20 protein-coding genes are annotated in these 20,659 nt (G+C 60.3%); 10 read left to right on the forward strand and 10 right to left on the reverse strand.

What is annotated here, in order from left to right:
• Nucleotides 1-167: 167 nt before the first annotated feature.
• Nucleotides 168-1,127 (reverse strand): tetratricopeptide repeat protein, encoded by a 960-nt coding sequence (locus tag NF78_RS27995; protein WP_081972504.1) that lies wholly within the window; start codon nucleotides 1,125-1,127, stop codon nucleotides 168-170.
• 431 nt (nucleotides 1,128-1,558) lie between these two features.
• Between NF78_RS27995 and NF78_RS04400 the strand changes: the two genes are divergently transcribed.
• On the forward strand, nucleotides 1,559-3,178 hold the full coding sequence (locus NF78_RS04400; RefSeq protein WP_035985046.1) for a B12-binding domain-containing radical SAM protein: 1,620 nt from the start codon (nucleotides 1,559-1,561) through the stop codon (nucleotides 3,176-3,178).
• A gap of 518 nt (nucleotides 3,179-3,696) precedes the next feature.
• Here the strand turns inward: NF78_RS04400 and NF78_RS04410 are convergent.
• Both NF78_RS04410 and NF78_RS04415 read right to left on the reverse strand, forming a co-directional pair.
• Nucleotides 3,697-4,203, reverse strand: coding sequence for a pentapeptide repeat-containing protein (locus NF78_RS04410; RefSeq protein ID WP_052050599.1), 507 nt, complete (start codon nucleotides 4,201-4,203; stop codon nucleotides 3,697-3,699).
• Between the two features lie 165 nt (nucleotides 4,204-4,368).
• Nucleotides 4,369-4,788, reverse strand: a complete 420-nt coding sequence (locus tag NF78_RS04415; protein WP_052049781.1) for an acyl-CoA thioesterase — start codon at nucleotides 4,786-4,788, stop codon at nucleotides 4,369-4,371.
• A gap of 238 nt (nucleotides 4,789-5,026) precedes the next feature.
• On the opposite strand from NF78_RS04415, the gene NF78_RS04420 reads away from it, so the two are divergent.
• The 3 genes from NF78_RS04420 to lnt all read left to right on the forward strand — a co-directional run bounded on the left by NF78_RS04420 (nucleotide 5,027) and on the right by lnt (nucleotide 9,003).
• The gene (locus NF78_RS04420) at nucleotides 5,027-5,881 is read left to right on the forward strand and encodes a universal stress protein (protein ID WP_035985049.1); all 855 of its coding nucleotides are present in this window, start codon (nucleotides 5,027-5,029) and stop codon (nucleotides 5,879-5,881) included.
• Between the two features lie 351 nt (nucleotides 5,882-6,232).
• Nucleotides 6,233-6,949 (forward strand): heme oxygenase (biliverdin-producing), encoded by a 717-nt coding sequence (locus tag NF78_RS04425; protein WP_035985050.1) that lies wholly within the window; start codon nucleotides 6,233-6,235, stop codon nucleotides 6,947-6,949.
• Between the two features lie 446 nt (nucleotides 6,950-7,395).
• A complete protein-coding gene (gene lnt, locus NF78_RS04430; protein ID WP_052049783.1) occupies nucleotides 7,396-9,003 on the forward strand; it encodes an apolipoprotein N-acyltransferase in 1,608 nt (535 codons plus the stop codon).
• Here the strand turns inward: lnt and NF78_RS04435 are convergent.
• A complete protein-coding gene (locus NF78_RS04435; RefSeq protein WP_035985051.1) occupies nucleotides 9,000-9,899 on the reverse strand; it encodes a DMT family transporter in 900 nt (299 codons plus the stop codon). The genes lnt and NF78_RS04435 overlap by 4 nt on opposite strands.
• A 112-nt stretch (nucleotides 9,900-10,011) precedes the next feature.
• Between NF78_RS04435 and NF78_RS04440 the strand changes: the two genes are divergently transcribed.
• Both NF78_RS04440 and NF78_RS04445 read left to right on the forward strand, forming a co-directional pair.
• Nucleotides 10,012-10,674: an ATP-binding cassette domain-containing protein gene (locus NF78_RS04440; RefSeq protein WP_225885226.1), complete on the forward strand. Its 663-nt coding sequence runs from the start codon at nucleotides 10,012-10,014 to the stop codon at nucleotides 10,672-10,674.
• On the forward strand, nucleotides 10,674-11,477 hold the full coding sequence (locus NF78_RS04445) for an ABC transporter permease (protein WP_035985053.1): 804 nt from the start codon (nucleotides 10,674-10,676) through the stop codon (nucleotides 11,475-11,477). Before NF78_RS04440 ends, NF78_RS04445 begins: the two co-directional genes overlap by 1 nt.
• 212 nt (nucleotides 11,478-11,689) lie before the next feature.
• On the opposite strand, the gene NF78_RS04450 is transcribed toward NF78_RS04445, so the two are convergent.
• The gene (locus NF78_RS04450; protein ID WP_035985054.1) at nucleotides 11,690-12,946 is read right to left on the reverse strand and encodes an S-layer homology domain-containing protein; all 1,257 of its coding nucleotides are present in this window, start codon (nucleotides 12,944-12,946) and stop codon (nucleotides 11,690-11,692) included.
• Nucleotides 12,947-13,469: 523 nt separating this feature from the next.
• On the opposite strand from NF78_RS04450, the gene NF78_RS04455 reads away from it, so the two are divergent.
• On the forward strand, nucleotides 13,470-14,483 hold the full coding sequence (locus tag NF78_RS04455; protein ID WP_035985055.1) for a zinc-binding alcohol dehydrogenase family protein: 1,014 nt from the start codon (nucleotides 13,470-13,472) through the stop codon (nucleotides 14,481-14,483).
• Here NF78_RS04455 and NF78_RS04460 read toward each other — a convergent pair.
• Nucleotides 14,391-14,951 carry an arsenic resistance protein gene (locus tag NF78_RS04460; RefSeq protein ID WP_081972505.1) on the reverse strand — a complete coding sequence of 187 codons (561 nt, stop codon included), beginning with the start codon at nucleotides 14,949-14,951 and terminating at the stop codon, nucleotides 14,391-14,393. The genes NF78_RS04455 and NF78_RS04460 overlap by 93 nt on opposite strands.
• Nucleotides 14,952-15,071: 120 nt before the next feature.
• On the opposite strand from NF78_RS04460, the gene NF78_RS32835 reads away from it, so the two are divergent.
• Complete coding sequence (locus NF78_RS32835; RefSeq protein WP_263970540.1) at nucleotides 15,072-15,206, forward strand: hypothetical protein; 135 nt, start codon at nucleotides 15,072-15,074, stop codon at nucleotides 15,204-15,206.
• On the opposite strand, the gene NF78_RS04465 is transcribed toward NF78_RS32835, so the two are convergent.
• Nucleotides 15,203-15,544: a DMT family transporter gene (locus tag NF78_RS04465; RefSeq protein ID WP_052049740.1), complete on the reverse strand. Its 342-nt coding sequence runs from the start codon at nucleotides 15,542-15,544 to the stop codon at nucleotides 15,203-15,205. The genes NF78_RS32835 and NF78_RS04465 overlap by 4 nt on opposite strands.
• A 17-nt stretch (nucleotides 15,545-15,561) precedes the next feature.
• Between NF78_RS04465 and NF78_RS32220 the strand changes: the two genes are divergently transcribed.
• On the forward strand, nucleotides 15,562-15,972 hold the full coding sequence (locus NF78_RS32220; protein ID WP_263970628.1) for an ISAs1 family transposase: 411 nt from the start codon (nucleotides 15,562-15,564) through the stop codon (nucleotides 15,970-15,972).
• A 222-nt stretch (nucleotides 15,973-16,194) separates the two neighbouring features.
• Here the strand turns inward: NF78_RS32220 and NF78_RS04475 are convergent, their stop codons facing one another.
• On the reverse strand, nucleotides 16,195-16,629 hold the full coding sequence (locus NF78_RS04475; protein WP_156119644.1) for a hypothetical protein: 435 nt from the start codon (nucleotides 16,627-16,629) through the stop codon (nucleotides 16,195-16,197).
• Nucleotides 16,630-16,887: 258 nt separating this feature from the next.
• Here NF78_RS04475 and NF78_RS04480 point away from each other — a divergent pair, with 258 nt between their 5' ends.
• Nucleotides 16,888-18,798, forward strand: coding sequence for an acetate--CoA ligase family protein (locus NF78_RS04480; protein WP_035985056.1), 1,911 nt, complete (start codon nucleotides 16,888-16,890; stop codon nucleotides 18,796-18,798).
• Between the two features lie 491 nt (nucleotides 18,799-19,289).
• Here the strand turns inward: NF78_RS04480 and NF78_RS04485 are convergent, their stop codons facing one another.
• Together NF78_RS04485 and NF78_RS32225 are read right to left on the reverse strand one after the other, a co-directional pair.
• Complete coding sequence (locus NF78_RS04485; protein WP_035985058.1) at nucleotides 19,290-19,637, reverse strand: hypothetical protein; 348 nt, start codon at nucleotides 19,635-19,637, stop codon at nucleotides 19,290-19,292.
• Between the two features lie 245 nt (nucleotides 19,638-19,882).
• Nucleotides 19,883-20,176 carry a hypothetical protein gene (locus NF78_RS32225; protein WP_156119645.1) on the reverse strand — a complete coding sequence of 98 codons (294 nt, stop codon included), beginning with the start codon at nucleotides 20,174-20,176 and terminating at the stop codon, nucleotides 19,883-19,885.
• Nucleotides 20,177-20,659 lie beyond the last annotated feature (483 nt).

Below are 20,659 nucleotides of genomic sequence, written 5' to 3' on the forward strand. Positions count from 1 at the left end.
TCTTTTTGTGGTTTCCAGCGAAATTTTTCCTGGTATAGCCATCGCCAGAACCGTTAGAACATGACCCATGCCCCGAAGCGATGGCTATACGCCATTGCGCCGCCCCAGTTTTCGCCGTTGGAAGAGCCCAATGTCCTAAGCGCAATGGCCATCGCTATAGGTCGCGCCTATCCCATGGAGGTCAGCTCTGGCCGCAGAACCGCCACCCGCGCTTCGCTCAGCGCCACGTAGCTGCGCTTGAGATCGTCGATCAGGCTGGCTGCACCTTTGGTGTCGCCCAGGGCGCAGGCGATCGACAGGTGATGCTGGAGATGCACGATCGCCCGGTTGTGATCTCCCCTGGCCAGGCTGGCCAGGGTGAGCTGGGTGAGAATGCGGCGGGTGGTGCGGTTGTCCACAGCCCCTTCCCCGTTTTCATGCAGGGTTAAAAACTGCTCGTAGCAGTCGATGGCCTGGGCGTACTCCTGCAGGGTGAGGTAGGTGTTGCCCAGGTTTTGCAAAATCTGTAGCTTAGTGTTGCGATCGCCCAGGGTAGTCGCCAGCATCAGGCTGGCTTCGTAGAGAGTGGCGGCCTGACGGGTGAGCCCCTTGGCCCGGTAGACCATAGCCAGGTTGTTGAGCGATCGCATTTCACCGGGGCGATCGCCTATTTTTTTGGCCATCGTCAGGCTCTGGCCCATGTACTCCAGGGCCCGCTGCAGGTTGCCCAGGTGGCGGTAGCTGTTGCCCAGGTGGCCCAGGGTCTGCTGCATCAGGGACTGGTCGCCGAGGTCGTGGGCCACCCGCAGGCACTGCCGCCCGTAGTCTGCCGCCCACAGGTAGTCGGCCACTCGGTAGTAGAGGTGGGCCAGGGTGAGCAGCACCCTGGCCTGGCGCTCCCGATCGCCCAGGTTGCGATACCCCTGGAGCGCCTGCTGCAACAGGGCCAGCGCAGGGGTGTACTGCCCCTGGCGCAGATGGGCCATGCCCTGCTTGAGCCACTGGGATGCCTCTGCCGCCTGGCACTGGTGGTAACCCTGGGCAATGCGCTCGGCCTGAGCCAGTAGGGAAGGGTCGCGCGGAATTCGCACGGTGGCCTCGTCGGCCAGGATGTAGGTGGGGCGCATGGGAGAAGTTGGGGAAGTCATAGGCCGAAACCGCAGTGTCGCTGCGGATGCATCTAAAGGGTTGTCATCACGGTGAGATTGCCAGGTAGATCGCGCTGACTTAATCGTAGATTTATGCTCGTCAGGTCAACACCGTGCTTTTACGACATATTGTCTGGGCAAGACCTCACCTCCTGCGCAAATCAACTGATAGACTTCGGGTTTGGGTGAGCAAAGCGGTTGCCAAACCGGCGGCTGGAGCAAAATTTTGTCAAGTTGACGCGACTCAGATCCTCGTCTTTATAAAGCCAGCTGGTCTGGCCTGTAATTCTACAGACCCCCGATGGCGGCTACCCAAGCCCTTGCCCTGGAGGAAGGCTATATCTACTGATTGGGCTGGCACCGATGGCGCTGGCACTGATTACACTGGCACTGATTACACTGGAGAAGCTGCTCAGTTATAGCGCTATCCCTTGGCTCCCCTCCCCCTCTCCGACGAAACGCTGTTGTTTGAACCCGCCGCGCCCCACGACGAGGCGCTGGCGGTGGTGTTCGCCTTTCCCAACCAGTACACCGTGGGCATTACCAGCCTGGGCTACCAGGTGGTTTGGGCGACCCTGGCCCGCCGGGCCGACGTCAGCGTCAGCCGGCTGTTTACCGATGGCCACGAGCCGCTGCCCGCGACGATTGATGTCCTGGGGTTTTCGCTGTCCTGGGAGCTAGACTACGCCAACCTGCTCACCCAGCTGGAAACCCTAGACATTCCGATCTTTGCCCAGGATCGCAGCGACACCCACCCCCTGGTCTTTGGCGGCGGCCCGGTACTCACCGCCAATCCTGAGCCCTTTGCCAACTTTTTCGATGTGATTTTGCTGGGGGACGGCGAGACGCTGCTGGATGATTTCTTTGACGCCCTAGTTGAGCTAAAGTCTGCCTCCCGTGCTGAAACCCTGCGACATCTGACGAAGGTGCCGGGCCTTTATATCCCGTCGCTATACAGCGTTACCTACGATGGGCCGACCGGTGGCATCAGGGCGATCGCGCCCCTGGAGACCGACATTCCCGCCACCGTGCAAAAGCAGACCTACCGGGGCAACGTGCTCTCGGCCTCGACGGTGGTCACCCCCCACGCCGCCTGGGAGAACATTTTCATGGTCGAGGTGGTGCGCAGCTGCCCCGAGATGTGCCGCTTCTGCCTGGCCAGCTACCTGACGCTGCCGTTTCGCACCGCCAGCCTGGAGGAGTCGCTACTACCCGCCATTGAGCGCGGGCTGGCGGTGACCAATCGGCTGGGGCTGCTGGGGGCGTCGGTGACCCAGCACCCCGAGTTTGAAACCTTGCTGGACTATTTGAACAAACCCCAGTTCGACGACGTGCGCCTCAGCCTGGCCTCGGTGCGCACCAACACCGTCACCCCAAAGCTGGCCGAAACCCTCACCCGCCACGACAGTCGCTCGATCACGATCGCGATCGAGAGCGGATCGGAGCGGGTGCGCCAGATTGTCAACAAAAAACTCGAAACCGACGACATTGAGCATGCCGCCGTCAACGCCAAAGCCGGGGGCCTCAGCGCCATGAAACTCTACGGCATGGCGGGGGTGCCGGGGGAAACCATGGCCGACCTGGAACAAACCGTGGCCCTGATGCTGCGGCTCAAAAAGGCAGCCCCCGGCCTGCGCCTGACCCTGGGATGCAGCACCTTTGTGCCCAAGGCTCACACCCCCTTCCAGTGGCGCGGGGTAAATCCAGAGGCTGAAAAACGGCTCAAGTACCTGCAAAAGCACCTGCGCCCCAAGGGCATTGACTTTCGGCCCGAGAGCTACAACTGGTCGGTGATCCAGGCCTTGATTTCGCGGGGCGATCGCCGCCTTGCCCCCCTGCTCGAACGGGTGCGCCACTACGGCGACTCCCTGGGCAGCTACCGCCGCGCCTTCAAAGATTTTCAGGGGCAAATTCCACCGCTGGAATACTACGTCCACGAGGACTGGGATCTGTCCCAGCCGCTGCCCTGGGACCATCTGCTGGGACCACTGCCCAAAGCCACCCTACAAAAGCATTTTGAGGCAGCGGGGGTGGAGGCGGTGGCAGTGTGACAGCGAGGAGCCTAGAGCACCGGTTCAGTATGGCTGGGATCTCGAATCTGCCACCGCGGGGTCTACAGAGCTTTAATGATTCCTTGGCAGAACAGAGGTTTAAACCGATGATCGATCCCTCCTTTCCGTCGGGTCCAGGGCGGCGGAACGCCCCTGGTCGACGGGGGTCTGGGGCCAGCGACATGGCCCCAGTAGCATCTTGGGCTTAGCACCGCAGTTGTGGCTCGCGTGCCCCAACCTCGCTGAAACACAAATACTGTACCGATGCTCTAGCTCTCTCCGCTGGGATCCGCCGGGGTCGAGCTGGTAGCGGAGCTGGGCCTTTCGACTCAATGTCGCAGGTGTTAGCTTGGCCAGGGCGCTTAAGTTAAGAACTAGGTGTCTGTGGCAAAACCTGGGACAGCGCTCTGGCAAGGCCAGTGCAGCCAGGAGGGCTGCCACAGTGAGTCGGTTGCTCCAGAGCTGGGGCTGGGCGACGACGCTGAGGAACTGGAAGTCTTGTTGGTCATATTCCTGCTTTACCGACACCCCAGGCTGTCTCTGGTCGAGATCCCAGTCACTTCATTCACCCCATCGGCGTACTTACACATCTGAGCCACCTGGAAGCGATCGATAATCGCCCCCGAAAAGTCGGCCCCAGTGATGTTGGCCTCGCTAAAGCTGCTGCTGGTGAGCAGGGCCTCGGTAAAAATGGCATTGGAGAGGTCAGCCCCGTCGAAAATGACGCGATCGGCAAAGGTGCGCGACAGGTCTGCAAACGATAGGTTGGCCCGCAAAAATGAGGCCTTGGTCAGAATAGTTTTGCTCAGGTTGGCTTTTCTAAAATTGGCCTCCCGCATTTCTGCCGCCGCAAAGGAGGTGCCCGAGAGCTGCTTACCGGAAAAGTCGCGGAAGCTGAGGTCGGTGAGGGTGTAGTCCACTGTGTTGTCCTGGGCGTAGGCGGCGGGAGCAATGCCGAGCCACCCGGCAATCGCGATCACCAGCGTACAGACGACAGCGAGGGCTTGGGGGAGAGTGAAGAACATAGCTGGGGCAACCGTAAAAGGGGCAAGGGGGCCAAAGCGTACCCAGCCAACCATCGCGCTAGATTGCAGTTGGCCCGCCTTGCTCATCCTACAAAGTTTTAAGCCAAGTTTTGGAACCAAGTTTTGGAGCCAAGCTGCGAGGGGAAGTGCAGAAAAATGATGGCATCAAAGCATAGTGGCTAGGGCAGTTCGCAGGGAATCTGGCAGGCGGCGCAGCACCCGCCGGGTTTTGACATCCACTGGGGCCAGGGTCACGCTGCCCTCAAGGCAGGTTTCCTGAGTGGCAGCGTTTTGAATGTCGTAGAACCACAGAAAGCGCACGCCTCTGGCGGGCTCCAGACGGGCTCTAACCAGGGCGGTGTCGCCCAGGGCGAGCGATCGCCGGTACTTGAGCCCCAAATCGACCACGGGCAGGTCCACCCCGGCTTTGACCCAGTCGGCAAAGGTCAGCCCGCACTGGGCCAGATAGTTGACCCGCGCTTCCTCCATCCAGGCGATGTAGGTGCCGTGCCAGACAATCCCGGCGTAGTCCGTGTGGTGGGGCTGCACCACAACCCGGTGCTCATACCAGCGAGAAGGTTCCATTAATCCACGTATCGGCCCGACTGAGGACAGACTCTACTACAAATTATGAATTGCGCCAAAATAGGCCCAAAACCAGTGCCTATGATGATTGAGAACACCTTAACTCACGTTTATATCCCGTTGATCCGATGGTCTGAGCCGGTCACATGCAGCATGAGTTGGAATCCTGCAATCACCGTTGCGGTTTCAGCCGTGCAGTTGAGCCCCTTGCCGTCGAGCGCAACCCTACGAGGACATCATGATAGAAAAAATTCTTTTGGCCGACTCTGGCACTGGTAACACCGAAGCCATGATGAAGGCGCTGATGGACATTCCCCTGGTGCAGCGGGCTTCGGTCACGGTGCTGCACGTGGTGCCCTCTCAGGTGTCCGCCGAGACCATGGCCGAGCGCTGGGAAGCCGGGGGTCGCACTCTGGCTACAGCCATTACCAATCTCAACCTCGATCCCGGTCGGGTAAATGCGGTGCTGCGGGAGGGCGACCCCAAGGATGTGGTGATTCAGGTGGCCGATGAAGTCGATGCCGACTTGATCATCATGGGGTCGCGGGGGTTGCAGGGGCTGAAGGCGATTCTTGAGAATTCAGTCAGCCAGTACGTATTTCAGCTGTCGTCGCGGCCCATGCTGCTGGTTAAAGACGACCTCTACAGCATTCGCCCGATCAAGCGGGTGATGGTGGCGATGGACAAGTCGGACTCCGCTCGGGAGGGGCTGAACATTGCCATTTCGCTGCTGCGCGATGTCAAGGGCAGCGAGATTACGCTGGTACACACGGTGTCGAGCCTCAAGACCAAGCCCTTTGACGTCGCCAGCACCGACCCCAGCCAGGACCCGATTTTGACCAATGCCCTGGCCGAGGTGAAGCGCTACGGCATCGACTACAAGCTTGCCGCCCCCGAGGGCAAGCCCGGCCGCCGCATCTGCCAGCTGGCCGAAGAGCGCAACATGGATTTGATCATCCTGGGGTCGCCCGATCGCCGTCCTACCATTGCTAAGGGTTTACCCGATTTAGACAAGGTGCTGGGCGAGTCGCTGACCGACTTCGTACGGGTGTATGCCCCCTGCCCGGTGCTGCTCACCCGGATGGCGGGCTAGGGGCTGTCGTCACCTGGCCTCTGACTAGTCCAAGCATTAAGGGTCACAGCCCTGGCCTGTTTTTGAGCGCTGGCGCGGCAACGCTGCTATAAAAGGCTTTGGCCAGAATTGATGACAGCCCTAAGCCCATGGGCGGCGCAATTGTTTCCTTAGAAAAACAGAGTTTTGGTAACAGCTTGTAAAAATTCGTAATAGAAACGGTCGACAAATCGGTCTAACTTAAACAAATGTGGCCGTTGTAATGGCAAGTTAAGGCTCTCTCAGGTTTAGGGCCAAGCTGGCCTGAGTTGGCTAACCAAAACTCTGCTTAAATTTCACCGTTTAAATTCACCCTAGAGCGAGACAGTCAGCATGAGCAGTAACCTATCCACCGAGCTGCGCGAAGGCACCAAGAAAGCCCACACCATGGCCGAAAACATGGGCTTTGTACGCTGCTTTTTGCGGGGCGTGGTTGAGAAGAACTCTTACCGCAAGCTGGTGGCCAATTTTTATTACGCCTACGCAGCAATGGAAGAAGAGCTGGAGCGCCACAAAGATCACCCTGTTGTCTCCAAAGTCTACTTCCCTGAGCTACACCGCAAGGCCTCTTTGGAATCTGACCTGGCCTATTACTACGGTCCCAACTGGGCAAACGAAATTGCCATGACCCCCGGTGGTCAGCGCTATGTCGATCGCATTCGTGAGGTAGCCAATACCCAGCCCGAGCTGCTGGTCAGCCACTCCTACACCCGCTACATTGGCGACCTGTCGGGGGGACAAATTCTCAAGGGGATTGCCCAGCGGGCGATGAACCTCTCCGAGGGTGAGGGCACGGCGTTCTACGAGTTCCCCGAAATTTCTGACGAGAAGGCGTTTAAGGCGAAGTACCGGGAGTCGATGGATGCGGCCCCGGTGGATGAGGCCATGGTGGCCAGCATTGTGGAAGAGGCCAACGATGCCTTTGGGTTGAACATGGAGATGTTCAAGGAACTGGAGGGGAACCTGATTAAGGCGATCGGTCAGATGCTGTTCAATACGCTGACCAGCCGCCGCCGTCGGGGCAGCACCGAGCTGGCCACCGCCGAGTAGGTTCGCTGAGGCTACAGCTCAGGTTCCTATATTCGATTACCGTGTTGAGGAAGCGACCGCAGGTCGCTTCCTCAATTTGTTTTGGACCGCAGGGTGCATAACGCTCAGGCGAGGCTTCGCCAACGCGCAGGGATGCACCGCTGGGGTAATTTGCCTAAGCGATAACCTGCGGAGTCAGCATTGAGCGATGGGTAAAAGCCAGATCTACTGCTGGGGGCGTTTCGATTGGCCCCCAGCCCCCCTCGACCAGGGCCGTGCCGCCGCCCTGGACCCAACGGAAAGGATTGACCTGCCATCGGTTTAAACTTCTGTATTGCCAATTGGCTAGTTGATGCCTCTGGTTAGGCTAAAGCGGAGCACCGTAGTGGACACTGCCCACCACTTGGGCAGGGAAACTGTCAAAGCACTACCCTGGTAGGGTAAGCGACTTAGCTAGATTGGGGTGCATGAAAGCAGCGGCGACCAAGTTGCAAAAACTTATCCACGGCTGGAGCTGGGGGCAGGCTAGTTGGGTCATCCTCAGCGGGTGCTTGATGGCGATCGCGCTGCCGCCCTGGAGTCTGTGGCCGCTGGCCTGGGTGGGGCTGGTGCCGCTGTGGAGGGTGGTGCGGACGACCCCGGCGATCGCGCTGGCGGCGGCCTATGGGCTACTGTGGGGGCTGGTTTACTACGGCATTTCGCTGGCCTGGATTACGCATCTGCACCCGTTGATGTGGATGGGGGTGCCGTGGTTGAACAGTGTGGCGATCGCCCTTTCGGCCTGGATTTTCATTGTGCTCTGGGGCTCGGTCTGTATTGCGGTGTGGGGTGGGACGGTGGCCTGGCTGTCCAGACGTTGGCCGGGGCGATCGCTCTGGCTGGTGCTGGCCGGGACAGCCCTCTGGTGTGCCCTGGAAGCTCTGCGCAACTACAGCCCCCTCGACTGGTCACCCCTCAGCCTCACCCAGAGCCCCAGCAACCTGTGGATTCTTCACCTCACCCGCCTGTCGGGGCCGCAGATTCTCTCCGCCCTCCTCGTCGCCACCAATGGCCTGCTCGCCTACGCCCTCCCCACCCCCAAGCTTCACCCTACCCACCCACCCACTCACCCACCCATCCACTCACCCACCCTCCCCCTCGCCCTCACCCTCATCCTCGCAGGTCACCTACTGGGCGCCCTGCTCTACGCCCAAACCGCCCCTATCCCCCCCGGCCAATCCCTCAGCCTGGGCCTGGTGCAGGGCAACGTACCCACCCGGGAAAAGCTGACGCCCCAGGGAATAAGGCAAGCGCTGGAGGGCTATACCGAGGGTTACCAATCCCTGGTTGCCCAGGGGGTGGCGGCGGTGGTGACGCCGGAAGGGGCGCTGCCGCAGCTATGGAACCCCAATTCGCCCCAGATGGCGGCTATGCTGCAAACCGTAGGCGAGGCGGGGGTGCCGCTGTGGCTGGGCACCTTTGCCCCCGTGGCGGGGAACGGCCGGCAGCAGTATACCCAGAGCATTTTGGAACTGCGCGCCGATGGCCAGTACCACGGACGCTACGACAAAGTGCAGCTGGTGCCCCTGGGGGAGTACATTCCCTTTGAGGCGCTGCTGGGCCGCCTGATCAGCCGCCTCTCGCCGCTGGACAGCTACCTGGTGCCGGGGCAGCCCAGGCAGCAGTTTGCCACCTCAGTCGGGAGGGCCACGGTGGGCATCTGCTACGAGTCGGCCTACAGCCGCCTGTTCCGCCGTCAGACCCAGGCGGGGGGCGAATTTATCGTGACCGCCTCCAACAACGACCCCTACCCGGTGTGGATGATGCAGCAGCACCACGGCCTCGATGTGCTGCGGGCGGTGGAGAGCGATCGCTGGGCGATCCGCGTCACCAATACCGGCCTCTCGGGCCTGGTCGACAACCACGGCCGCACCCTTTGGCTGAGGGAGCCGCAGACCTACCTCGTGCACCGGGCCGAGCTAGAGCGCCGCCAAACCCTCACCCCCTACGTGCGCTGGGGTGACTGGCTGACGCCGCTGCTGCTGGGGCTGGCCCTGGGCTGGGGCTGGTGGGGCGATCGGCATTCGCCCCTTTAGCTTGGGTTGTTCGTCATTCCAGCCCGGAAGAAATCAAGGGTAGCCAGCACCGCACCGCCCACGATTAACCCGCAGGCCAGACCCACCGTCCAGGTGGCCTCGGCCCGGCCAGCGGCGATCAGCAGCAGGGTCGAGAGCAGCGGGGCCGCGTAGGACAGCGCCCCCAGCACGCGAATATTGCCGTGCTTCACCCCGTAGTCCCAGGTAAAAAAGGCCAGACCCACCGGCCCCAGCCCCAGCCCCAAAATCGCCAGCCACTCCCACCCCGCAGGCATCACCGTCGTTTCAAACAGCCCGTGGCAGACCCAGGCCAGCGCGGCGGTGGCGCCGCAAAAGCCCCCTACGGCATTGGTGGGAATGGTGCCAAACCGGCGGGAGAGAAGGGAGTAGCCCGACCAGGTGAGGGCACAGACCAGCGCCGCCAGGTATCCGGTGCTGTACTGGGCCTCAAAGCTAAACCCCTGACCCCGGGTGACCAGCAGCCCCGCCCCCAGAAAGCCTGCGATCGCCCCAGCCCCGTGAAACCACCGCAGCCGCTCCCCCGGCAGCAGGGCCGAGAAAAACACGATCAGCAGCGGCCACAGGTAGGCAATCAGGCTGGCCTCCACCGCCGGGGCGTGGCGCAGGGCCAGGAAGTAGAAAAAGTGGTAGCCAAACAGCCCCACAATGCCGAGAGCCCAAACCCGCCAGGGCAGCCGCAGGTGGCGCAGCACCGGCCCCCCGGCCTGGACCCAGGCAGCGATGCCAATGGCAAAGGCGATCGTAAAGGCCATGGCTGTGAGCTGAAACGGCGGTACCGTACCGCTGAGGTCGGTCAGCAGGGCCAGGGTGGCCCACAGCAGCACTGCCGAAAACCCAATCGCGGTCGCCTGTCGCTGGTTTGAAGTGGGGGCCACGGCTGGTTCCTCTGGTATCGCCTGCTGTGTATTGTAGAGAGGTTGGTGGGCTCAACGACCCCGCGCGGCAAACATGGGTGATTTTGGGTGATGCATGGAGACTGGCCGAGCGTTGCTGTCTGTCGAGAACCTGGGCCGCCAGGTGGGCGATCGCTGGCTGTGGCGCGGGGTGAGCTTTGAGCTGGCAACGGGGGACTGCGTTGGCCTGGTGGCTCCCTCGGGGGCAGGCAAAACCCTGCTCATGCGCAACCTGGTGCTGCTCGACCCACCGCAGCGGGGGGAGGTGAGGTTTGAGGGCAAAACCCCAAGGGAGTGGGGGGTGCCCGCCTACCGCCGCCGGGTCATGTACCTGCCTCAGCGGGCGGTTGCCCTTGAGAACGGGGGGCAAAACGCCCTGGAGGGCACCGTGCAGGACAACCTGATGCAGGTGTTTGAGTTAGGGGGCCATAGCCAGCACCAGTTTGACCCGGCGACGATCCACACCTGGCTGACCCAGTTGGGTCGTGGCCCAGAGTTTTTGAAGTTGCAGGGGGGGCGGCTGTCGGGGGGCGAGGTGCAAATCTTGGCGCTGCTGCGGGCCTTGCAGCTCAACCCCCAGGTGCTCTTGCTCGATGAGCCCACCGCCTCCCTCGATGCCGCCACCACCGCCAGGGTCGAAGCCCTCCTGCACGACTGGCTCCGGCACCCCCACCGGGCCTGCCTGCTCACCAGCCACGACACCGAGCAAGTTCACCGGGTGACGCACCGGCAGCTCAACCTAGCGGAATTTGCCTGATGGAAAACAATTACATTGTCATTGGCTACGGGCAGCTGGCCCTGTCGGCCCTGCTGATTCTGGTGAATGTGGCGCTGTCGGCGGTGCTGCGGCTGGGGTTAGCTCAGTCCCTGCTGATCGGCACCCTGCGGATGGTGGTGCAGCTGCTGCTGATTGGCTTTGTGCTGGAGTGGCTGTTCACCCAGGACAACGCCCTGATCATTCTGGCGATCGCCCTGGTGATGACCGCGATCGCGGGAGTTGCTGCGGTCAACCGCACCCAGCGCCGCTTTGTGGGCATCTACTGGAACAGTTTGCTGTCGGTGCTGGGGGCTTCGGCCCTGGTGACGGGCTTTGCCATGGTGGGCATTATCCGGGTGCAGCCCTGGTACGACCCGCAGTACCTGATTCCCATGCTGGGCATGGTGCTGGGCAACACCCTCAACGGCATTTCCCTGGGGCTGGACCGCTTCATGGAAGGGCTGATTGGCCAGCGCGATCAGGTCGAAACCCTGCTGGCGCTGGGGGCCACCCGCTGGGAAGCCGCCCACGGCCAGGTGCGCAACGCCATTCGCGTCGGCATGATTCCCACCATTAACTCGATGATGGTGATGGGGCTGGTTAGCCTGCCGGGTATGATGACCGGGCAAATTCTGGCCGGGGCCGACCCCATCGATGCCGTGCGCTACCAGATTGTGATTCTGTTTATGATTGCCGCCGGAGCGGCCCTGGGCCTTTTTGGCGTGGTGTTGCTGGCCTACCGTCGGTTGCTCAGCCCCGACCATCAGCTGCGGCTCGACTATCTGGAGAAAGCCAGCCGGTAATGGGCTTTATAGCCATGGTTAATTCGATTGAGACATGCAAAAATCTGAGAAACGTTTGAACGTTTTTAGGGAAGCTGTCCTAACCAGACTGGCTACGGCTATAGCGTGAATTGTTTACGAAAAACGGGGTTCCCGCCTGCACAGGAACCCCGTCATCCAGGGAGTGTTTAGGGCCTGGTGGAATAGCCGTTTAGGCTTTCCACGCTCATGCCTCAGTTGTTGGCGATCGCATCGACCGTAAATTCCGATCGCACGATCAAATCCAGATCGCTGGGGCGAATGACGACAACGGCACTGGTCGAGGTGGGCTGGTTCTCGCCGGTAATAATCTCGCCCACAATGCTGCCGAGGCCGCGATTGCCGGTAATGGTGGCCAGAATGGACTCAGCCGCGCCGGTAATCAACGCCCCCTGCAGGGTAGTGTTGTTGACGCTGCTGGTGGCCGCGATCGGGCTCGATTCGGCGTTGATGGTGTAGGTGCGCCCGTTGATGTTGAGGGCATCGGCGACGAACCGGGCCGCCGTCACCTGAGCGCCGCGAATCTCCACCGGCACAATGCGGCCTTGGACAGTGCTGCCCTCGGGAATCAGCACCTGGTTCTGGCTGTTGCGAACAGGCTCAGCAATCTGCAGGCTGGTGGCCACGGTCTGCCCTGGGGCCACCACAATGTCCACATCGGCGTTGGGATAGCGCACATTCAGACGGGTGCCGTTGGGCACCAGGCGCGGCGAACTGCTCGTAGGCCCAGAACCAGCCCCGGCCCCAGGGGCGTTGCCCACGATGTAGTTACTGGCGCTCAGTCCGGCCTGCAGGGCGGGCATGCGGCCCTGGGCCACCAGGGCCTGGTAGATAAAGGCGGCCACATCGGCGCGGGTGGCGGTGCGCTGGGGGCCGAGCACATCGATGTTGGGGTAGTTGACCACCAGGCGGTTTTGGGTGGCAGCGGCGACGGGGCCCTGGCCATACTCAGGAATCTGGCCGCGATCGCGGTAGACGCCCAGCACCTCATTCACCGAGCCACTGGGGTTGTAGCCCAGGCCATTGGCTAGGGCCACCAACACCTGCACCCGAGGAATCTGGGTTTCGGGCTGAAACGCGCCGTTGGGGTAGCCGGAGAGAAACCCCTGGCTGTAGGCGTCGGCGATCGCGGCGCTGGCCCAGTAGTTGTTGGGCACATCGGTGAAGCGGGGGGCGGTGCGATCGAGGGGCTGCTGAAAGGCGTTGCGCACAATGGCCGCAAACTGGGCGCGGGTCACCGGCTGGTCGGGTCGAAAAGTGCCGTCGGGGAACCCGGCGATGATCTCCTCACTGGCCAGGTTTTCAATGAAGGGGCGGGCCCAGTAGTTGGAGCCCACGTCGTTAAATTGGGTGGTTTGGGCCTGGGCGGGCAGGGGCAGGGTGACCACCGCCACCGCTCCCAGACTTGCCAGGGCTGCCGTTCTCACGGAATAATTCAGGACCGTGCTCATGTCAGTAACCTTCCTTAACAAAATATGTCAAATAAAATTGAGTGAGGATATCAGTGGAGGGATATTGCCGACCGCTGCAAACCAGCCCCAGAACAAGCCAGAGGCGGTAAAGACGGTCGACGTAGAGCCTGACCTTGTTCTGCCGCACTTTTGATCCAGATCAATAAAATCAGACGTTTTATCGACCTGGCACTCAAAAAATGGGCGGGAACCTTTTGAATTTTGGTTGTGCCTTTAGTCACCAGACCAATGGCACCAGGGTACGGTTCCCCACTGTCGGGCCTGGACCCCAAAAGCTGGCGGAAATCAGCCTGGGGAGATACCGCCATCGCCCTCTGGATCTCCCTGCCCCTGGCAGCCCTGGTCTCACCAGTCTAGTGATGGCCCAGACAGAAGCACCTGTACCAACAGGTAGGCCTTGCCCCCCGCCCCAGGCAGGAGATGGCCCTCACCCCTTACACTGAGTCACACCGAGATGCGTCCTGCCGCGCCTGTCTCCCGTTCACCCAGCGATCGATTCCCCATGAAAGCCGTTGCCCTTACCCAGTATTTGCCCATCAGCGACCCGCGATCGCTGTTTGACACCGACCTGCCAACCCCCACCCCCACGGGGCGAGATCTGCTGGTGCGGGTCGAGGCCGTTGCGGTCAACCCCGTCGACACCAAGGTGCGAGCCCCCAAAGACAAGCTGGAGGACAGCCCCAGGGTGCTGGGTTACGACGCCGCTGGTGTCGTCAAAGCCGTGGGCGATGCCGTCACCCGCTTTCAGCCCGGCGATGCCGTCTACTACGCGGGCGACATCACCCGCCCCGGCTCCAATGCTGAGTTTCAGCTGGTGGACGAGCGGATTGTGGGTACCATGCCCAACCTCTCCTTTGCCGAGGCCGCCGCGCTGCCGCTGACCACCATCACCGCCTGGGAGGCCCTGTTTACCCGCCTTGGCATCCATCGGGCCGGGGGCAATCGCGGCCAGTCGATTCTCATCCTCGGCGGAGCCGGGGGAGTGGGGTCGATCGCCATTCAGCTGGCTAAACTGGCGGGACTGGTGGTCATCGCCACCGCCTCCCGGCCCCAGTCCCAGGCCTGGGTACGGCAGATGGGGGCCGACCACAGCGTGGACTACAGCGATGCGCTGATCGAGGAGATGGCCCAACTCGGCCACCGCGAGGTCGATTTCATCGCCAACTTCAACAACACCGACGCCTACTGGGGGGTGATGGCGGAGCTGATTCGGCCCCAGGGCAAGATCGTCGGCATCGTCGGCAATACCGACCCCCTCGATCTGAATTTGCTCAAAAACAAGAGCGCCACCTTTGCCTGGGAGTTTATGTTCACCCGATCCATGTACCAGACCACCGATATGGCCGACCAGGGCCACCTGCTCGGCGAGGTGGCGGCGCTGATCAATGCCAACGCGATCCGCACCACCCTGGGGCAAACCCTGTCACCCATCAACGCCGCCAACCTGCGCCAGGCCCACGCCCAGATCGAGTCGGGGCGGACGATTGGGAAGCTGGTGCTGGCGGGGTGGGGGTAGGGGAGGGGGGGGAGCGGTGCAGGGGGCAATGCCCAGCAGAATGGTCCCGGCAATGTACGAATCGGCCAGGGCAATCTCGCCGCCGCGCAGAATCTCGGTGCCCGCCAGCAGGGGCCGAAACAGCCCGCCCAGAAAGACCTGGGCAAACAGCACCATAGTGAAGGGTTTGATCAGCCAGTTCACCGCCAGGGTGAGTAGCACGGGCCGGGGGGTTTGGGCCGCCCGCTTGGCCTGGGCAAAGTCGATCTTCACCATGATCGGGTACATCATGAAAAAGAGACAGATGGCGATCGGTACCGACACCTGGTAGATGCTCATGGCATCCAGGGCGATCGCCACCCCGGGCAGCAGCCGCCCCAGGGCAATGCCAGCCGCAATGCACAGCAGCACCCACAGGGTGAGGTAGCGCTCGAAAATGTTGAGCTGTCCCCCGGCGACTGGGGCAGCGGCAGGCTGTCTGGTGGACATAGAGGTTTGAAGCTAATGATTCTAGGGCCAGTATACATCAATAAAAATTGATATATTGAGCAGTATCCTGTCCTAACGGTTATTACTCTGCAGCAGAAGTCAGTCGACTGTACGGGGACGGTGGTGGCGGCCTGTCTGGTGCGGCTGGGCTACAGCGCTGAGGCGGCGATCGCCACGGTGCAGAGCGTCCACGCCGGGGCCCTTGGCGTAGTCGCCCAGCGGACCTTTATCCACGACTTTGCGGCCCAGACCTAGGGCGGGGCCTCCAGGCTCTTGTCGGGCAGGCTGGCCCAGAGGGTGGTGCCCAAAATAATCGCGCCGCCGACCAGGGTGCGGGGGACGGGCACTTCCCCCAGCAGCAGGGCCGCCAGGGCAATGCCGTAGACCGGCTCCAGGCCGCTGATCACGCTAGCGGTCTGGGCTCGCAGCACCGCCAAACTCTCAATAAATAATGTGTGGGCGACGGCGGTACACAGCACCCCCAGCACCAGCAGCAGGCCCAGGTCCTGGGGTGTCAGGGCCAGGCTGGCCAGGGGGGTGACCAGCAGCAGGCAGAGGAAGGCAAACAGGTCCTGGTAAAAGGCGATCGCCACTGCCCCATACCGCTTTCATCCGCCGCCACTGGTTGCTCGATGGGGTCGAGCACCTCATCAACGCTGAGCGCTGGGTTGGCTTAAAACGCGTTGGCCTCGTGGAGGCTGAACGCCGTATCCTCGGTCAACCCCCGACCATTGAGCAGCGCTACTATCTCGTTAGTTTTGACGGCGATGTCCAACGCTTTGCCCAAGGGGTGCGCAGCCACTGGGGTATTGAAAACCAGCTCCACTGGGTGCTCGATGTCGCCTTCCACGAAGATGCCTCTCGAATTCGTAAAGACCACGCCCCCGCTAATCTGGCCGTCGTCCGTCACATCGCCCTCAATCTGCTGCGTCAGGACGCTTTTGCCAAAGGGGGTATCAAGGCTAAACGCTTGCAAGCAGGATGGGATAATGACTACCTAATTCGGCTACTCTCCTCCTGAGTATGCGTTTGCCCTAGGGGGGGGAGTGGGTGGGTAGGCGGGTGGGCGAGTGGATGGGTAGGCGGGTGGGCGAGTGGATGGGTAGGCGGGTGGGCGAGTGGATGGGTAGGGGAGGGGGTGGGTGAATACATCTGTGAAGCTATCGCTCAACGCCTCTCGTAGGGGCAAACGGCCGTTTGCCCCTACGCTTCAATTCAGCCCCGCTGCGGCCCCCTAATACAGCTATTTAACCGAAACGCGGCCATCGGCTTCGATGGTGACGCTGCGATCGCTGGGTTCGCTGGGGGCGTCAAACACCTCGACCCGCAGGGTGGTGGGGCCGGGGCGGTGCAGGCGCGCCCGCACGGGCAGCCGCTCCTGGGACCAGAAAAATACCGAGGGGTTGGGCTGGGCTGTCCAGCCTACCTGGGTTTCGATCGTGTTGCCGGTAAACAGGACGCGAGGGCCGAGCAGGGGCGGTTGCTCCAGGCTGAGGGGGCGGCTGCCCACATTGACCACCTGAATGGTGATGCGATCGCCCGGCGTAAACTGAATCTGGCCCGACTTACAGTTCACGGTGCAGGGGGCCGCCAGGGCCACAGATCCACTCCACAGCCAGGCCGCCAGACCCAGCCCACATCCTCCCAATAGCCATTTGGCGGGCAAAAACGACGTCACAGTAACGATCCTCACGCAAACGATCCTCACGCAGTGGAACAGATCTTTTTTAGCCGCTGGCGTGATTCCTCGGGGCTTTGTCTACACATCTCGTAGGAATTGCCGTGGAACTGGCGACGGCAGGTATAGCCTCGGCACAACCCCAATCGGCTCAGGCGGGGCGGGTTTTTCCTGCTCACGGTATATGGCTGTTGGTACATGCGAGGCGCAGACATCTCTGGTTAGCTTAAAGGGTATTTGCCCTGGAGGAAGGAGTCTGTGGTTCTCGATCAGCTGCCGGTATCGCGCGTAAACGCTCGTAAAACCGATGCGTTTGACATCTACAACAGTCGATTTTGTGAGGGCAGCAATCCCTACCTGAACACAGCGGCTTTTGTGTTCGACTTTGCCCTGACGGGCAACGTCGAGCCGCTGCCGATCGAGGCCTACGTAGAGGTAGTGGGCGATCGCTACCCCCACCTCCAGGAACGCTCCTACGACTCCTACGCCCACCTGTTTGCCCAGGTGGCGGCCGAGGTCAACCGGCTGGATGTGGGCCTGCACCTGCACCAGTGGAGCGTCACCCACCGGGGCGATCGCTGCCGCCTGGCCATCGAGGCCCTGCACGGTCGCACGACGCGATCGGTGGTGTTTGCGGTGTGGGACTGGTTCGAGGCCATCACTCAGGACCAGACCTTCTATATTGAAGACCAGATTGACGTCTTTCAGCAGCTGTTTCGGCAGTCGGTCTACGGTGGCCCCACCGTCTACGCACTTCTGCGTACTGCCCACGAAAAGGGCATCCCCACCTTCTACCTGTGGGATGAGGGGCTGATGCAGTACGGCTACGGCAAAAAGCTGGTGCGCGGCGTCGCCACCACCTTCGATACCGACAGCCACCTGGACTCCGACTTCACCACCCGCAAGGACGACTGTAAGTCTCTGCTCAGCACCCTGGGCTTTCCGGTGCCCAGGGGCGAAATTGTCGCCAGCCGCAGTGAAGCCCTCGCCGCCGCCGACCGGGTTGGCTATCCGATCGCGGTGAAGCCGGTGTCGGGGCACAAGGGCGAAGGGGTCACCTCCGACGTGCGCGACGACGAGGAGCTGGAAGCCGCCTTCGATCGCGCCCTGGCCACTATCCCAGAGGATCAGTCGGTGCGCATCATTGTCGAGCAGAGCATCACCGGCTCCGACTTCCGGATTTTGTGCGTCAACGGTCGGTTTGTAGCGGCGATGGAGCGCCAGCCCGCCTCGGTCTCCGGGGACGGACAAGCGACGGTGAGTGAACTGATCCGCGACGCCAATCGGGATGTAGCCCGCAGTGACACTCCCACGTCGCCCCTGGGCAAAATCAAAATCGATGACGCCATGGAGATGTACCTGAACGCCCAGGGGTATACCCTCGACAGCGTGCTGGAGTCAGGCCGCACCGTCTACCTGCGCAAGGTGGCCAACCTCTCCGCCGGTGGGGTCAGCATTGATGCCACGCCCACCATTCACCCCGACAATGTAATCCTGGCCCAGGACATTGCCCAACACTTCCGGCTGACCTGTCTGGGCATCGACGTGATTGCCCGCGACCTGACCCGATCGTGGAAAGACAGCAGTTTTGGCATTCTGGAAATCAACTCAGCGCCCGGCATCTCGATGCACCTCAACCCGTCGGTGGGCGATCGCGTCGATGTCACCTCCCCCATTCTGGAAACCTTCTTCCCCGCCGAAGTCAGCCCCCGCATCCCGATCATGACCTTCAACCGGGTCTCCCTGCGCGACCTGCAGGAGCTGATCGACCACGTGCTGCTGCAGTACCCCAACTGGGTGATCGGCGCGGTGTGCCGCGAGGGCGTGCTGATCAACCGCTCCGAAAAAGTTCTGAACTCGAACTACAACGTCAATGTGCGTAACCTGCTGCGCAATCCCCGACTCGATCTGCTGATTGCAGAGTATCGCGGCGACCTGTTTGAGCAGGAGGGCATGTTCTACTCCGGCAGCGACATGGTGGTGCTGGACAACCCCACCGAAACCGAGACCCTGCTCACCCGCGATGTATTGCCCCACGCCACGGTCGTGGTGCGAGAGGGCGACAACATCTCCATTCGCCGCGAGGGGCTGATTGAGCAATACCGCCTAGGCGGTGGCGAACCCTTCAGCCGCGTTTACCTGAAGGAAATTGGCACGATTCTGGCCTGAGCAGTCGGCGGTCTAACTTGAACGGTGCTGTAGGGCGTGCTGCGGCTACCAGATTGCAAAGCCACGACGAGTAGAATGAGTCGTGGCTGAATTGAGTAATGAATCTGTAAACTTGTCATCCTTTCATCGCCCCTTAAATTCCCCAACTCTGCGGGACTTTGAGAGTTCGACTCCCCCCATAATTGGGGGGCTGGGGGGCATACCATACCTGCATTCAGCAACGCCTTGAAGGACTTTTGTGCAACTGCTTCAGCAGTATGGATCGTCGTCCTCACGGCCAGAGTTAACAGGTCGTAAAAATGGGCAAGAGCCGTTTGCAGGTTAAAAAAGCCTTAAACAAAAGGCTTTCTGAGCATCAATGGCGATGATCAGAAAGCCGATGTTTCGTATACGAAATAACCCAGTTCTGCCTCAGAGGTTTAACACGCTTGATATGGTTCGAACCTGAAATTCAATCTTGTTACCCCTGAGGTCAATCCTGGCCTCAATGGCTAAGGAATTATAACTCCAGGACCATCGGGGAAGGCTATAAACACAGTGCCACCAAACAAGGGATTCACGTTGGTACCAAATTCGGTGAAGAAAGGCTTACCGGCTAAGTCACTCAGGTCGATCGTAGAGGCGATAGCTTCTGTAAAAACACCACCACTATTGACCACGCCTGAGCTGTAGGCGTTAGTATCGCTAACCGCCGAGGAAACCGTCATACCGGTCACCCCCCCAAAAACACCTAACTGAAAACCCGCGGTGGTAGATACCTCCTGGGCCGAGGCAGCACCTGCCATACCTGTGACCACAGCAGCCGTCACCAACGAGCCCCAAAGCTTAATATTCTTCATGACAAATCCTCTTTTTGAAGAAAAGACAACAATCGCTCTATCAAGAGCAGATCTAGACCGCAAAACTGCGTTAACAGCAAACTCCGTGAACGGCAAAAGATTACAAGCAGCGCTACTTGCAATTCAGCCACCCTTTAACACGGTTAAATTTGCAGTCAAAATATAGATCCACTCATTACAATTCATCGCAATGAGTGACAACAGTAAAATTCTGCCATCACACGCAACTGAAGCGCACCCAAAGTTCAGGAGATGAATAGAAGCTGAACTGGCGTGCCACAGAAATAAAAAGCTTCAACTGCGGTAGCTGCCCCTTCAATAAATTTGAATGTAGTGCAAATTATTTTTTCGCACAACAGGACAGGAACTTTCTTAACAGTCAAGAAGGATACTGGCTTCAATGCGGTAATAGCATCCAGTTTATCGAGTGCCAAAGAACACAGACGCCAAGGGAAAACACTGAATTTTTTATTCAGAAAATAAAGAATGCCAAGACAGCTAGCCGAAAATTGTACCCTTGAGCCTAAAGCTAAAACCATTGCCTGGCAAGGCTTTTAGGGGGAATACCTTATTCTGCTGATGTGGAAAATCTGGCACCATATATCTTTGTCAAGAGAATTTATGGACAGACAAAAAATGTCAGAATCGTTGAGTTCAAAGAGCGGGGTACCTGATGTATAAAACAATCAAACCTTTGCGGAATTAGCTGTTTATGCTGAAAGTTTTTCCAAAACGGCCCTGAATCCTAGGCAGCGGAATGAAATGGATAATCATATGGAATCCGAATCCCATGCCCCCAGTTTCCTACAGGTTCATCTGTAGGGGCAAACTGTCATTCGCCCTGAGAATTGAGGGTACCTAGACAGGATTTCGGATTAGAGTCCTTAGCTAATTCCCCCGCTATGGTCATAGTAAGAAAGCCAACAGAGTATGCCCATTCGGGGCAAAGGTCACTCCATTGGCACCCTGTCAAAATCTCCAGTTCTGTCCAAGGTATACCGATGATTGCCCAATCGACTTTT

This window comes from Leptolyngbya sp. KIOST-1 (assembly GCF_000763385.1).
Taxonomy (GTDB): Bacteria; Cyanobacteriota; Cyanobacteriia; order Phormidesmidales; family Phormidesmidaceae; genus Nodosilinea.